Here is a 14,495-nt window from a genome sequence, read left to right as displayed (position 1 = left end):
TGCCACTAGCCGGGCTGCTCGGTCGCCTGATGTGTTTTTTCATCAAAGATACCGTATTTATTTTTGCCGGTCTTTTTGGCTTCGTACAGGGCGATATCGGCCTGCTTCATCAGGGTAATCATGCTGTTATTTTTAGCCCCACCTAAAGCAACACCGATTGTTGCACGACACTGATACTGCCTGTCCACCAGGGTCATCGGCTGCGATATCGCCTCGAGTACTTTGCTGCACAGGGCGCCAATATGCGATTTATCCTGGACATTCTCAGAGACAATAACAAACTCATCGCCACCAAAACGCGCCAAGGTATCTTCTTTGCGCAAAACCGCCGATACGCGCTCGGCCAGATGCTTCAGCAGCAAATCACCGGCATCGTGGCCGAGCGTGTCATTGACCCACTTAAAGTCGTCAAGGTCGATAAAACACACAGCGTATTGGCTGTCATTGCGCCTGGCCCGAGCAATTGCACGGCTCAAACGCTCTTCAAGCAAGCGCCGATTCGGCAGCTTGGTCAGAGCGTCGTAATAAGCCATTTGCTCAAGTTTGCGCTGATCCTGCTCGATCTGATCAACCATGCCATTAAAACTGTCAACCAGCTCACCGAGCTCGTCTTCACTGTAGCGTTCAACGCGCTGACTCCAGTCTTTATCGCTGGCAATTGCTCGGGTGACGGCGTTCAAGCGCACAATAGGCATGGAGATACGGCGCTGAAAATAATTCACCAACATGAGTGACACCAAACACGAGCTCAACGCTGCGAGCAACAACATATAAATTAATTGCTGTCGCCGACGCTGCAGCTCTTCATTGCTGGTAACAAGAAACAAGGCGCCGACAGTGAGCCCATTGCGGCGAATAGGCTGTAAAATTTGCAGCTGGGTCGGCGTCTCTGCCAGGCTAAAATCAGTGTGGCGAACATCACAGTGAAAATCTGCGCCGCCTCGGCTTAGCTCGGCAAGCACCGTTTGCATTTGTGTGCTGTAAAGGCAGGCATAGCGTATGGAATTAATCGGGCGCAGCGGGTCGAGCTCTTCGCGCGCGCGGCGCTTATCGAGAAAGGCAACCGAGGCCGTCGCACCCTGGGCAACAACCTCAGCCAGCAGGCGGCTCTGTTTATAGAACTGCTCTTCCTGGGCGCGGCGTTCGTAATAGTTCAATGCGACGATGGTAAGCAGCACAGCAAGGCTCATACCCATCACTACCACCAACATAATCTTGGTGGCAATTCGCATTCTCGAAAACTTCAGCCTCATCCCCTACTCAGTACTTTCTTCCTACATATTGCGCCCAGTATAGAGCAGCGCCCCGCGCTTGAAAATCACCACACAGTGCTTTCGCGGTCTAGACTGAAGTCAATCAAGATGGAAGTCACATGGATAAAAACTTAGTTCAAGCCTACAACTCACTAACACTGATTGATATTGTCGCACTGCTGGTGTTTATCAGCTGCTGGGCCGGATATTATTATTTTGCTGAAACAGGTAGCCGCGGCCGCCGCGGCCTTGTCGGCATCACCCAGGAATACCGCCTGCAGTGGGCAGTGCTGACCCCCACCAGAGAAATACCGGTTGCCTGCGCGTCGCTGGCCTCGAATTTGATGAGCAGCGTATCGTTTTACGCCTCTACCACTATCTACATTATTGCCGGCCTGTTTGCCCTGATAGGCACCGTCGACAAGCTGCAAGTATTTACTTCCGACCTACCCTTTGCACCAACCGGTTCACGCGCCTTGCTTGAGCTCAAGCTGATGCTGCTGATTGTTGTTTTTGTTGTTGCGTATTTTAAATTCACCTGGGCACTTAGGCAGTTTAACTTCTTAACCATATTAATAGGCGGCACACCGAGTGAAAAATACATGCCCAGTGAAGCCTATTGGCGCAACAGCGCCAAACGCATGGCCAGAATTAATGCGCAAGCCGGCAATGAATTTAACCGCGGTATTCGCGCTTATTATTACGGCATTGCCGCCCTGGCTTGGTTTGTAAACCCCTGGTTGTTTCTCGCCGCCACCTTGTGGATTACCCGCGTGCTTTACAATCGAGACTTTAATAGCTCAAGTGTGCGCTTGCTCAGAGACGACTACCCACCCAATCTCTATGATCCAAGCTACGAGCTGGGGCGCAGAACGGCGCAAGCCGAACAAGATACTGCACCAAAGACAAACACAACAAAACCAGACGAAAACCAAGCTAAACCCTAGCTCACCGGTAAAAGCGCGCCCGGGCCCACCCGGGCCTTGCTAGGGCCTGTTAACACTAATACTGGCCAAGCTCTTGCTTACCTTATATTGAAGGCCTTAATTCTGTGAAGGCTTAATGGCTCGTCTACAGCAAATTGCTATGGACAGCCGGCCTGTATTTTTTCTTTTTAGTTATTGTGGAATAAAAATGAGCAACACCGACAGCCAGACAAACGAAACAAGCAGTTTATTTGAACGTATCGGCGGCGGCGCCGCAGTCAATGCAGCTGTAGACCTGTTTTATGAAAAAATCATTGCCGATACCCGTATCAAACACTTTTTTGACAGTGTCGATATGGAGCAGCAAAGCAGCAAACAAAAAGCCTTTTTAACCAATGTCTTTGGCGGGCCGGTAAAATTCAGCGGCAAAGGCATGCGCGAAGCACACAAACACCTGGACTTAAACGAAACCCACTTTAACGCCGTTGCTGAAAACTTAGTTGCAACCTTAACGGAGCTCAAAGTCGGCCAAAGTGAAATCGATGAAGTCGTCACCATCGCATTAAGTGTAAAAGATGACGTGTTAAATAAATAAGCCCCAGCCTACAGATTTATTACAGCGTTGCAGTTGAATGCATTTAACTGCAACGCCTACCCCTTTCGTGTACCGCGTGCGCTCTTTGCTATACACACCCCTGCTACACAAGCCCTCACGACACAAGTTGCTGCTACACACGTTCGTGCTACACAAGCCCCCGAAACACCGCGCCTCACTCTGAGCAGCCTTCTTTCACCCTGCTCGCAGCTAAGGCCTTGAGTAGATTCTCTTCAGGGTAAGAAAAGCAGACAAGAACAGCCTGCCCAATGCATAGTGCCCCTGTTTTTAACCACGGCGTTTGTGCACGCCGAGCATAACTTAAGCAGCTCAGAATAAGCTCAGCGAAGCGCGTCCAGCTTGGTGCACTGCATTTTCAGACTGCGCTGCTCAGCGTGAAAAGAGCTAAAGCTGAACACCGTAAAAATCCAGCAGCATCGCAAGCGCCCCAATATAAGACAATTTTTTGCAGACGCCCTATAGCTTCGCACCAAAGGCACACAAAAGAAGCGTTCACAGCCTAAAACAGCTGTATGTTTTTTGTTCCGAAAATTGCGCGAAAATTATTTTTTGCATCTAAAAAGGTGCACTTTTCCCCACGCTGGTGCGTAAACATTTTTTGCCCAAGATCAAAAACAGCCTCCAGCAGCAGGCACACATCGGCCATAAGCTACTGTTTTATATGGCTTTTTAAAAAAGTATTTACACGAAAAATTTATTTGGCAAGGCTTTTGCGATACCCCTAAGGCATGCAAAAGATTTTCATTTTTTCTAAGCACCACTGCTAACAATTAGGGGACAACAATGATTAAGGGTAATTTTTCATTGAAAAAACTCGCCGCAATAAGCGCCGCTGCTTTTTCAATGCTAAGCCTGAACTCGACTGCTTACGCTGAAGAACTCGACGTAGAAAAAGACGAATTGACCTTCGGTTTTATTAAGCTCACAGATATGGCACCACTGGCCGTCGCTTACGAGCAAGGCTATTTTGAAGACGAAGGCCTGTTTGTAAAACTTGAAGCCCAGGCAAACTGGAAGGTGCTGCTTGACGGTGTGATTGATGGCAAACTCGACGGCGCTCACATGCTCGCCGGCCAGCCACTCGGCGCCACCATCGGCTACGGTACTGAAGCCCACATCATCACCGCCTTTTCGATGGACTTAAACGGCAACGGCATCACCGTCAGCAACGACATCTGGAAACAGATGAAACCCAATATCCCCAAAGACAAAGACGGCAAGCCGGTTCACCCGATCTCGGCAAGTGCACTGAAGCCTGTTGTCGACAGTTATAAAGAGAAAGGCAAGCCTTTTAACATGGGCATGGTTTTCCCTGTATCAACTCACAACTACGAGCTGCGTTACTGGCTTGCAGCCGGTGGTATTGAGCCGGGTTATTACGGCCCAGGTGCTGCCGGTCAGGTTGGCCAAATTAACGGCGACACCCTGCTCAGCGTTACCCCTCCTCCGCAAATGCCAGCCACCATGGAAGCCGGCACCATCTACGGTTACTGCGTAGGCGAGCCGTGGAACCAGCAAGCTGTATTTAAAGGCATTGGTGTACCAGTTGTAACCGACTACGAAATCTGGAAAAACAACCCAGAAAAAGTATTTGGCGTGAACTCTAAGTGGGCTGAAGAAAACCCCAACACCCACCTTGCTGTAGTCAAAGCACTTATTCGCGCAGCGAAATGGCTAGACGAAAATGACAACGCCAACCGCCCGGCTGCAGTGAAGATTCTCAGCCAGCCTAACTACGTTGGCGCCGACTACGAAGTAATCGCCAACTCAATGACCGGCACCTTCGAGTACGAAAAAGGCGACAAGCGCGAAGTACCTGACTTCAACGTATTCTACCGCTACTACGCTACCTACCCATTCTATTCAGATGCCATCTGGTACCTGACTCAGATGCGTCGCTGGGGCCAAATCGAAACCGACAAGCCAGACAGTTGGTACCACGAAGTAGCCAAAAAAGTGTACAAGCCTGAAATCTACATGCAGGCCGCTGAGTTGCTGATCAAAGAAGGCCACGTGAAGAAAGAAGACTTTCCTTTCGGCAGCGATGGTTACCGCGATCCACAGACTCACTTTATCGACAACATCGTTTACGACGGCAAAAAACCAAATGACTACCTGGCCAAGTTCTCCATTGGTCTTCAACAAGGTCAAACCGTCAGCGCAACTGGTGTAGTTTCCAAGTAAGGCTTTAGTGACTTAACACGGAAACACGGGGCCTCACTGAGGCCCCAAATCAACAAAATTGAACAAACAAATTGATTGAATTATTCGCTTAGCACACGAGATTTATAGGTAGATTCATGATCAACAAGATTATTAACTTTCTCCAGCTTTCGGGCCTGACATGGTTTGTCCCGCTTGCGCGTCTGGCTGCAGGGGAAGATCCGAAAGAGCAACTCAAACAACTCTGGATGGTCATGGGCATACCCATCGTGGCCTTCATGTTTTTCTTATTTTTGTGGGGCGCAGGTGCCTCGCAAGTAAAAACCAGCCTCGGTGCGATACCGGGCCCTGTACAAGTTAAAGAGCAAGCCGTTGCCCTGTGGGAAGATCACAAAGCCCAGCGCGCAAAGGCAGATAAATTCTACGAGCGCCAAGAAAAGCGCAACGCCAAATACGAAGCCCAGGGTAAAACCGACAAGATCAAATGGCGTGAATATACCGGTTCACCAACCTACCTTGATCAAATCTGGACCAGTATTAAAACCGTATTTATGGGTTTTTTAATTGCGACAATCATCGCCGTACCGCTGGGTATATTCTGTGGCCTGAGCCCCATCGTCAACAGCGCATTTAACCCCATTATTCAAATTTTTAAACCGGTCTCGCCACTGGCGTGGCTGCCGATTGTCACCATGGTGGTTTCTGCAACCTATGTCACCTCAGAAGGTGAAGCCTGGTTCAGTAAAAGCTTTTTAAACTCAGCCATCACTGTAACCCTGTGTTCACTGTGGCCCACTCTGATTAACACCGCTTTGGGTGTTAGCAGCATCGATAAAGACCTGATGAACGTCGGTAAAGTATTGCAACTTGGTTGGTTTACTAAAGTCACCAAACTGGTACTGCCCTCGTCACTGCCACTTATTTTTACCGGCTTGCGCTTAAGCCTCGGTGTTGGCTGGATGGTACTGATCGCTGCAGAAATGCTTGCGCAAAACCCGGGCCTTGGAAAATTTGTTTGGGATGAATTCCAAAACGGCAGCTCACAATCACTTGCAAAAATCATGGTAGCGGTACTGACCATCGGCATTATCGGCTTCTTGCTTGATCGAATCATGTACACCCTGCAAGGCCTGTTTACCTTTAGCGACAAACGCTAAACCGACCGATATACACACTTAAAAAGGCGCCGGGCTTTTAAACCGGCGCCGAGCCAAGCACTGAATTACAGCAAGTGAGTTAACTATGACTTTCTGCCAACTTAAAAATGTCAGCAAGAACTACGGTTCTGGTAAAAATGTTACCGAAGTACTGCACGACATTAACCTCGATATTAAAGAAGGTGAATTTGTTGCCATTGTCGGTTTTTCCGGCTCGGGCAAAACCACCCTGGTCAGCGCCATCGCCGGATTGATCCAGCCCGACAAAGGCGAAGTAATTTTTAAAGACAAACCCGTTGTCGGCGCCAGCGCCGAGCGCGCTATTTGTTTCCAGAGCTACTCACTGATGCCCTGGTTAACCGTTTTTGGCAATATTAGCCTCGCCGTAGACGAAACCTTCAAAGACTGGCCCAAAGCCAAGCGCAAAGCCCATGTACATAAATACATCGACATGGTGGGCCTTAGCCACGCGGTCGATCGCCGCCCCGCTGAGCTCAGCGGCGGTATGCGCCAGCGCGTTGCCGTTGCCCGCGCCCTGTCTATGCAACCGGACATGCTGTTACTCGACGAGCCGCTGTCGGCGCTCGATGCCCTGACCCGCTCCAAGCTGCAAGATGAAATTGAAGAAATCAGTCAGGTTGAGAAAAAAACCATTCTGCTGATTACCAATGATGTTGACGAAGCCATCTTACTTGCCGATCGGGTTATCCCGTTAAAGCCCGGCCCCAAAGCCAGCCTCGGCCCGGAATTTGTCATCGATATCGCCAGGCCACGCGAGCGCACAGCGATGAACCACGATGAAAAATTTATTAAGCTGCGCAAAGAAATTACTGAATACCTGCTTAAAGTCGGCATGGAGGCAGCGAATACCGATGACTCTATGACACTGCCGGATATTCTGCCAAACACCGCCAGTGGTTTTCCAAATAAAACGGCAGCCGAAGCAGCAAAACCGCAATCGATTGCACTTGATCGCTACGTAGAGTTCTCGCAGGTGGATAAAGTTTATCCAACTCCTAAAGGGCCACTGACCGTTGTCGACGGTTTTGACTTAAAAATGCGAAAAGGTGAATTTATTTCACTAATTGGTCACAGTGGCTGTGGAAAATCGACGGTCTTAAGCATGGTGGCCGGCCTGAACGATATCAGTAATGGCGGCATCATTCTCGACGGTAAAGAAGTAACCACCGCCGGCCCCGATCGCGGCGTGGTGTTTCAGGCTCCCTCTTTGTTCCCGTGGTTAACTGCACGCCAGAACGTAGAGCTGGGTGTCGAGCGCGTTTATCCACATGGATCAAGAAAAGAGCGAAAAGAAATCGTGGAATATTACCTAAGTCGTGTAGGCTTGGCAGATTCCATGGACAAAAAGGCCAGCGAGCTAAGCAATGGTATGAAGCAGCGCGTGGGTATCGCCCGTGCTTTTGCATTGTCGCCTAAATTGCTTTTACTCGACGAACCTTTTGGTATGCTTGATTCCTTAACTCGTTGGGAGCTTCAGGAAGTATTGATGGAAGTGTGGAAGCGTACTCAGGTGACCGCCATCTGTGTAACGCACGACGTCGATGAAGCTATTCTACTCGCCGATCGAGTAGTTATGATGACCAACGGACCACATGCAAAAGTCGGAAAGATTCTGGAAGTCGATCTTCCGCGTCCTCGCACGCGCAAGCAATTACTCGAACACCCAGATTATTACCGTCTGCGCGAGGAATTATTAAGTTTCCTCGAAGAGTACGAACACGGACCCGCCGATAACAAAAAAGTCGCCGCGTCCATGTCAACATCCACGGAAGAGCCAGCTCAGGACACGGAAGTGGAAAAAGAGCAAACAGCTGAAATAGCTTAATTATTTGTACAAATTTTTATCAGCACTTACTTACCATTAAGGGGTACCTAATGCTTAACTTGAAAAAATCTCTCCTCGCCACTGCTGTTGCAGCGTCAGCCGTATCGATGGCTGCGACCGCAGAAGAGAAAGGCTTTATGGAAACCATGGCCGATGGCGAAGCCAGCGTTAGCTTTCGCTACCGCATGGAGAGCGTCGAGCAGGACAACAGCCTGAAAGACGCAATGGCAAACACTCTTAAAACTCGCGTTAACTATAAAACTGGTGTTTACAACGGACTGAGCGCATTCCTTGAGTTTGATCAAGTAAGCGAACTGGCCGACGTTGACTACAACGCAGTTGTCAGCGGCGACCCAGCTTACAGTGTTATTGCTGATCCTGAAGGCACCGACTTCAACCAAGGTTATGTAAAATACGGCAGCGATGTCGCCTCAGCAAAATACGGCCGTACACGTATTTTATTTGACAACCAGCGTTTTGTAGGTGGTGTTGGCTGGCGTCAAAACGAGCAAACCTTTGATGCGTTTGTAGCCGATTACAAAAATGACAACTTCACTGTTACTTACGCCCACGTTATGAACCGTCTGAATATTTTTGGCGGTATCAACGATGTTAAAGATGACATGATTAACCTTCAGTACAAATTTGCTCCATATGCTGTACTGACCGGTTACGGTTATTTCTTAAGCGACGACGGCGTTGATAACAGTGACAACGACACCATGGGTGTAAGCTTCACCGGTAAAGCAGGTTTGTTTGACTACCGCGCTGAAGTCGCTCAGCAAGACACCGATGCCTACAGCGCACTTTACACCCACCTTAAAGGTAGTGTGAAAACCGGCCCAGTTAAACTCGGCCTCGGTTACGAAGTACTTGGCGCTGACGGCGCAGATGGCGCCGTTAGCTTCAAATACGGTACCAACCACAAGTTTAACGGTTGGGCTGATATGTTCTTAGGTACTCCTGCTGGCGGTTTGGCTGACCTGTACGCCAGTGTTATGGGTAAATTTGGCCCAGTTAGCGGCGGCATCATTTACCATGACTTCGAGTCCGATGACAGCGATGTAGGCGTTGGTGACCTCGGTTCTGAAATCGACTTTGTTATTAAAGGCAAGGCGGGCCCTGTTGGCCTAATGCTGAAATATGCCGACTACTCAGTCTCAGACGAGTACCACGCTCTTAACGAAGAAAAGAATGTTGATACCCAGAAAATCTGGTTGCAAGCAACTACCCAGTTCTAAGTACAGTTGTATTCAAAGTACTTAGACAAAAAAACGGGAGCTTCGGCTCCCGTTTTTTATTGCAGCAAGCAAAACCAGCTTTAGCGAAGCGGATCAACCAGGGTCTGCCGACACTTATTCTAAGTTATGTGCATCATCGCGATTAAGGTCTTGATGGCGAAAGACAATGCGGTTGACTTTAAAAAACCTGGAGCGCCCCGAAAGCGTAAAAACATAGGTTTCACCCGCTTTTAAAGCGTAAATCGCCACACGCTTATTATTGTGCCCGCCTAAATCCAGGCGATTGCCAAAGGCCCAGACAAACTTGTTATTCTGGCCGCCGTAAAATTTAGTGTCTTTTTTTAAACTGCTTAACGGGGCATCATTGCCGTGCGCATTGCCCGCATTGGGCCCGGCAGCAAAATCACCGTCGAGCCGAACGTAAGCGTCGTTGGCAATATCTGTGCGCCACTGGCCATTTAGTTCCATATCCACTTTCGCTACATGCATATCTAAATAATACAAACCTGCCTTATTAACTTTGAAACGATAAGTCAGTGGTGAGTCGGCGGGCCCGCTTTGAGCATTATTGCCGTTAAACTCCAAATAAGCCGAGCCACTATAACCGTCAATGCTTGTTTTCCTTAGCCAGCTGCCAAGTGCACTTTCGGTGGTTTCTGCTTCAATTACCACCAGGCCGTCGCGCTCAACATACAAACTCGGGTTTGTTGGCGTTTTATAAAGCAATACCAACCAATCTTTATCTGCTTCGACTGGCGCCAGCCCCAAATCCACCTGCGCACCGCCTTGAACAGGGCCCTTATTAAAACGCTCACCGGTGCGCGGGTTAAACCAAAGCTGATTGTATTCACCGCCTTGACGCACGTTCAAGCTCACTGCGCCGCCATCGCGCAAATACAATAAATAGGCCTGCCCCTCTTGTGCCAAAACCCAAGCATGTGAACCTGAAACCAGCTCATTGCTTGGCTGCATTGCCTGCAAGTTGAGCTTAAGCTCCGCTTGAAAAATATCGCGAAAAAACTCGCTGACATAACCACTTTGGCGCCAGTGCTCGTCAAATTCACGCAAATTTTCAACCGCTAAATCATAGGCATGGCCAGCCCCGTCATTTTTTAAATACCATTCAAAACCAGCTCCCCCGGCCATAATATTGGCCCACATCCAAAACACGCGCTGGCGCTTGCTAACAGCGGTATTCGGTTTGGGCGCATCGCCACCAGAAGCTTCGGTCATGGTAATCACCCATGGGTGGCCATCATTTGCGCTTTTTTCTGACCACTCAATCACCTTTCCATACACCCCCGCTTCCGGGCTTTCAGCAATAGCACCAAATTGAAATGTAGGCCCATCAAAGTTTTTATGCGCGCGCAAAGCTTCGTATTTATCGTGCTCCCCCGGAAAGGTGTGCATCAAAATCGCATGATCATACGGGTCAATAGCGCGAATATAATCGGCAAAGGCTTTCTGCTGAGCTGCGCTGTTCGTATTTTCTTCCCCCAGGTTCCACTGTAAGGCGGGGTGGTGGGCAAAGCGGCTAACAAGTTCGCGATAGTAAAGTTTGCGCTCCAAAGCTAAATTACCGTTATTTAGCAGCTGATCATTTTCGGTTTCCTGAGTCATCATATGAATCATTAAACCCAGCTTGTTCATATGGCTAAAGGCAAGCTCCCACTGATCTAGTTTACTGATGTCAAAACGCTTGCGTGTGCCGCTATATTGTTGCCAGGGATGCGCATCACAACCGTCACCATTGACCGTCATCGCCATTACGTAGGCGGAGTTAACGCCCGTTGAACTGATATAATTCAGCAAACCGATGAGGTTTTTACCTTTGCCATTCGCCCAGGTCGGATCCCCGGCGCGCCAATCTTGTCTGTGAGCATCAAATTTGTGCAAGATGCCTTTGCAGGAGCCAACATTGTTGTGCTTTTTTGTATTATCAAATTCGTCGTAACCAAAGATGTTCTCTGGGCTATCCATGCCGGCCTGAATAAAAACACTATGATCCCCGGCAAAACGTAAATAACGCTCACCGGGCACATGCCGCAATAAACCGCGCTTGCGCATATCCCGCCCTGTCGCCGTTGAAGCAGCCACATTAAAATAACCGTGTTTACCGTCAAAAACATCGAGTGCGACGCCCTCTTCACGGTCGAGGCTAACGGCGATATTTTGGCCCTTGCGGAAACTCACTTGGTAGTGCCAAAGGCCCGTTGTCGGTGGCATAAAATACGCTCGCCATACATCACCGCTTTGCGCCGAGCTGTTTGCCGCATCGGCATCGGCGGCAAAATGCCCAGGCACCCAAATGACCTGCTCCCCCTGACTAAAGCGCAGATCAAAACGAAGGTTGGTAAAACTTAAGTCGCTGTTTTCACTAGCCTGGTAGCCCTCACATAAAATACTTACGCGATGCCACTGTTTTAACTCGCCTTCGACCGTACACACACCCTCATCTGAACCAGGGTCCTGGCCACCTGAGTCGTCATCGCCGTTTTCTCCAGATGTAAAAACATCTTTACAGCTTTCAGTGCCGCACATGCAAACGCTGCTCTCCGATGCACTGTTTTTACAGTCGTTCGCTTGCTCACCCCATCGTTTTTTACACTGCGAGGTTACATCACATTCATCGACTATGGGCTGTGGCGAGACGGCAGGCGAAACAATGGGCAAAGGTGGAATACTGACGAGCGGGCTCGAGCTGGGTTGTGCACTGGGCGACGCCTGAGGAAGGTGGCTGGGCTCGGGGCTGTTAATTGGCTCAGGGCTGCTAAAGGGCTCAGGGCTGTTTTCCGGCTCAGGGCTGTTTACCGGCTCAGGGCTGTCAGACTGAGCACTGCTTGACGGTAAAGGTGTTGGCGAGCCTTCGCTAGCGGGCTCGGCCCCGCCACAGGCCGTCAACGTTGCCGCAAGAATTAATTGGCAAACAAGCACATAAACTCGATATAGCTTCGTCATCACTTTCTTTCCCTAGTTGCCAATATATGGCTCAAATTGAGAAAGTCAGATTCTAAGAATTTAGAAAAGAGCGTCGAAGAGCGGCTTCACACAGCCGGAAAGACAAATACAGAGTTTGAATTAAGCTTGATCAGGCGCAACTAAAAAGCGGCCGAGACAAAAAAGAGGGGAAAAAGAAGCGGAAACAAAAAAAGAGCGAGAAAATTTCTCGCTCTTTTAAAAAAACAAATTAGCGGTTAGCGCACTTAACTTTGTCTGCCGGGTACGCTGAAAGGTAGATGTCGCCGATTTCGATTTCCATCTTACCCATGGTATTTAACATAAAGACCGAGGTCACTTTACTGAAGTCAAACTCACCATCGTCAAAACACTGCAGGGGAACAGGGAAAGAAATCCACTTGTTTTTAGGCAGCTTTTTAAGCGGCGCCTTCAGCGGGATGCTGGTGCGCTGTTTCCAATCCCAGCCCGCTTCCATCCACAGGTTTACATGCTTTTTAGGTGGTTTAATAATCTTAACGTCAAATACCAAGGCGGCCTGATCTTTAATACCGCTAAGGTCAATTGCCGTCATGGTATTGGTCAAGGTCACATAATAAATATTCTCGTTCTGTGTGCCCCACTCATTGCGCACATCTTTAGGTGTCCACTTCAGGTTCACCGCATCGTTGTCGCTTTCTTTCCCTGCAGGCGACGCAACCAAAGCACCTTTGGTGGTTTTTCCGTTACCGCTTATGATTTTTTCCTGACCAAACTGCAGGGAAAACTCCCAAGGGTATACAGCTTTGCCGTCAAGAAGGTATTGGGTATTGGGGTCCGGCTGCTGTGCTAGCACAGCGGATGAAGCCAGCAAAGCAACAAAGCCGAAGCAAAATGCTCTGAGGGTCTGAGCAGTCATAGGGAATCTCCGATATACATTTTTAGAATAAGCCCGGATGGCATGGCGCTAATAACCACACCAATACGGTATATTGTGCCATACTGGCGCACACATTGTTTAGTCCATTCCAACTTTGGTACTAACTTTGGCACTCACATTGTTATATGTAATAGCTCAAGCTTTTGTAATAGTCCAAGCCCAGCAAGCTTTTAAAGCCTTTAGCTGAGCCTAGAAGCCTTTAGCGACATATAAAAGCCTTTAGCCGGGCCAAACGCCCTTAGCGACACACAAAAGCCCTTGCAGCATACAAAATAAAGAAGCTTTAGTTAGCCTTCAATTCCTCAACCAGGCTTAATAGCCTGCGGCCAGTGTAGCCAATCAAAAGCGAGCAGCTTTGATCCAGCTCCACAGTTTACCTTGAACACGCGCTCAGCGGCGGCTTTCAGATAGGCGGCGCAGGCCAAACACCAGCATCAGCAAGATCAACACACTTACCAGCAATAAAAGGCCGGCAATGTAGGCAAACAGCACCGGTGCCAGCATCATTGTTGACATCAGGCTTTCCTGATAATAAAAAAACCACTGGTGTTCCGCGGGGAACACCCATATATGCAGCTGGTTAAACACCGCTGTCGGCCCGATCATCAACACCAGTGCAGTTAACAGCACAATCAAAGCAAGGTTAAAAGCGAGTACTTGCTTCACGCCCGGTAACAGGCCTTTTGTGCGCCGCCCCCAAAACAGCAACAGCACAAATAAGGCAATATTTGCAGCGACAACCCAGGCCAGCACATCCATTAAGTTGGCAACATCTTGTAAGTGCACCACTTCGGGCTCCCTAAGCAACAGCTGCGGCCCGCCACTTGTTGCGCTTTCATAGCTAATCTGGGCCAAACCCTCGCCGTGCTGGTGGATGGCGCGGTTAATTTGGGCAAAGAGCTCATAGCGCTGCTCAGCCGAGGTATCGGCAAAACCGGCTTTGTAGCGATTCTCAGGGGCGTAACGCTCGATGCCCTGCTCAATCACACCGTAGTCGTGCCACAGCGGGTAGAGAAAATTCAGCGGCGCAAGTAACAACCACGCAAGACTCAAGCTCAAAAGCAATATGCTCAAGGAATAAAGCAGTTTAAATAACATCGGCCGAAGGACCACAAATAAAGCCATTTCGTGCCCTCCCTCTGGGCAAGCGTACTTTTTGGGCAAAGCCGCTATGATACGTGCTCCGCCACCAAGCGCTCAAATCCCCTTCTCAAAGTGAGCCACTGGCACAAAGCAGTATCAACCGCCCCACAAAGGCACCAAAGTGGTGCCAATGCGCCACACGGAAGCAAAATAAGCGATTAAATTTTAACCTCAACAATAAAAAAAGCGCTGCGAGGCCCAGATTTACGCACTCAAGCAGTGCTGGCACGGTCATTGCTCTAGCTCAGGCCATAACATTACTAATTATTAAATTTA

Annotated in this window: 10 protein-coding genes; 6 read left to right on the top strand and 4 right to left on the bottom strand. The window is 49.2% G+C overall.

Features of this window, described 5'->3' with window-relative positions; translation table 11 throughout:
• Window positions 1-5 precede the first annotated feature (5 nt).
• On the bottom strand, window positions 6-1,232 hold the full coding sequence (locus CFK45_RS10025; RefSeq protein WP_158224669.1) for a sensor domain-containing diguanylate cyclase: 1,227 nt from the start codon (window positions 1,230-1,232) through the stop codon (window positions 6-8).
• Between the two features lie 140 nt (window positions 1,233-1,372).
• On the opposite strand from CFK45_RS10025, the gene CFK45_RS10020 reads away from it, so the two are divergent.
• From CFK45_RS10020 to CFK45_RS09995, 6 genes are all read left to right on the top strand, one after another.
• The gene (locus tag CFK45_RS10020) at window positions 1,373-2,200 is read left to right on the top strand and encodes a DUF599 domain-containing protein (RefSeq protein ID WP_096086308.1); all 828 of its coding nucleotides are present in this window, start codon (window positions 1,373-1,375) and stop codon (window positions 2,198-2,200) included.
• A gap of 187 nt (window positions 2,201-2,387) precedes the next feature.
• Window positions 2,388-2,774 (top strand): group I truncated hemoglobin, encoded by a 387-nt coding sequence (locus CFK45_RS10015; RefSeq protein ID WP_096086368.1) that lies wholly within the window; start codon window positions 2,388-2,390, stop codon window positions 2,772-2,774.
• Between the two features lie 804 nt (window positions 2,775-3,578).
• Window positions 3,579-4,979 carry a CmpA/NrtA family ABC transporter substrate-binding protein gene (locus CFK45_RS10010; protein ID WP_096086307.1) on the top strand — a complete coding sequence of 467 codons (1,401 nt, stop codon included), beginning with the start codon at window positions 3,579-3,581 and terminating at the stop codon, window positions 4,977-4,979.
• A 119-nt stretch (window positions 4,980-5,098) separates the two neighbouring features.
• Window positions 5,099-6,115: an ABC transporter permease gene (locus CFK45_RS10005; protein WP_192870754.1), complete on the top strand. Its 1,017-nt coding sequence runs from the start codon at window positions 5,099-5,101 to the stop codon at window positions 6,113-6,115.
• Between the two features lie 85 nt (window positions 6,116-6,200).
• Complete coding sequence (locus CFK45_RS10000; protein WP_096086305.1) at window positions 6,201-7,961, top strand: ABC transporter ATP-binding protein; 1,761 nt, start codon at window positions 6,201-6,203, stop codon at window positions 7,959-7,961.
• Between the two features lie 50 nt (window positions 7,962-8,011).
• A complete protein-coding gene (locus tag CFK45_RS09995; protein WP_143247550.1) occupies window positions 8,012-9,202 on the top strand; it encodes an alginate export family protein in 1,191 nt (396 codons plus the stop codon).
• A 114-nt stretch (window positions 9,203-9,316) separates the two neighbouring features.
• On the opposite strand, the gene CFK45_RS09990 is transcribed toward CFK45_RS09995, so the two are convergent.
• The 3 genes from CFK45_RS09990 to CFK45_RS09980 form a co-directional block, all read right to left on the bottom strand.
• On the bottom strand, window positions 9,317-12,160 hold the full coding sequence (locus CFK45_RS09990) for a DUF5060 domain-containing protein (protein WP_096086303.1): 2,844 nt from the start codon (window positions 12,158-12,160) through the stop codon (window positions 9,317-9,319).
• 229 nt (window positions 12,161-12,389) lie between these two features.
• Window positions 12,390-13,055 (bottom strand): putative glycoside hydrolase, encoded by a 666-nt coding sequence (locus CFK45_RS09985; RefSeq protein ID WP_096086302.1) that lies wholly within the window; start codon window positions 13,053-13,055, stop codon window positions 12,390-12,392.
• 411 nt (window positions 13,056-13,466) lie between these two features.
• Window positions 13,467-14,201, bottom strand: coding sequence for a lipoprotein intramolecular transacylase Lit (locus CFK45_RS09980; RefSeq protein ID WP_096086301.1), 735 nt, complete (start codon window positions 14,199-14,201; stop codon window positions 13,467-13,469).
• Window positions 14,202-14,495: the final 294 nt, after the last annotated feature.

It is taken from the genome of Agaribacterium haliotis (assembly GCF_002312815.1).
Taxonomy (GTDB): Bacteria; Pseudomonadota; Gammaproteobacteria; order Pseudomonadales; family Cellvibrionaceae; genus Agaribacterium; species Agaribacterium haliotis.
Note: the sequence above shows the minus strand (reverse complement) of the source record. Positions and strands in the feature narration are given on the sequence as shown.

Excerpts from the sequence above, each read along its gene's own strand:
- CFK45_RS09980 (WP_096086301.1), bottom strand. The coding sequence starts at position 14,201 with ATGGCTTTATTTGTGGTCCTTCGGCCGATGTTATTTAAACTGCTTTAT.
- CFK45_RS10020 (WP_096086308.1), top strand. The coding sequence starts at position 1,373 with ATGGATAAAAACTTAGTTCAAGCCTACAACTCACTAACACTGATTGAT.
- CFK45_RS10010 (WP_096086307.1), top strand. The coding sequence starts at position 3,579 with ATGATTAAGGGTAATTTTTCATTGAAAAAACTCGCCGCAATAAGCGCC.
- CFK45_RS10000 (WP_096086305.1), top strand. The coding sequence starts at position 6,201 with ATGACTTTCTGCCAACTTAAAAATGTCAGCAAGAACTACGGTTCTGGT.
- CFK45_RS09995 (WP_143247550.1), top strand. The coding sequence starts at position 8,012 with ATGCTTAACTTGAAAAAATCTCTCCTCGCCACTGCTGTTGCAGCGTCA.
- CFK45_RS09985 (WP_096086302.1), bottom strand. The coding sequence starts at position 13,055 with ATGACTGCTCAGACCCTCAGAGCATTTTGCTTCGGCTTTGTTGCTTTG.
- CFK45_RS10015 (WP_096086368.1), top strand. The coding sequence starts at position 2,388 with ATGAGCAACACCGACAGCCAGACAAACGAAACAAGCAGTTTATTTGAA.
- CFK45_RS09990 (WP_096086303.1), bottom strand. The coding sequence starts at position 12,160 with ATGACGAAGCTATATCGAGTTTATGTGCTTGTTTGCCAATTAATTCTT.
- CFK45_RS10025 (WP_158224669.1), bottom strand. The coding sequence starts at position 1,232 with ATGCGAATTGCCACCAAGATTATGTTGGTGGTAGTGATGGGTATGAGC.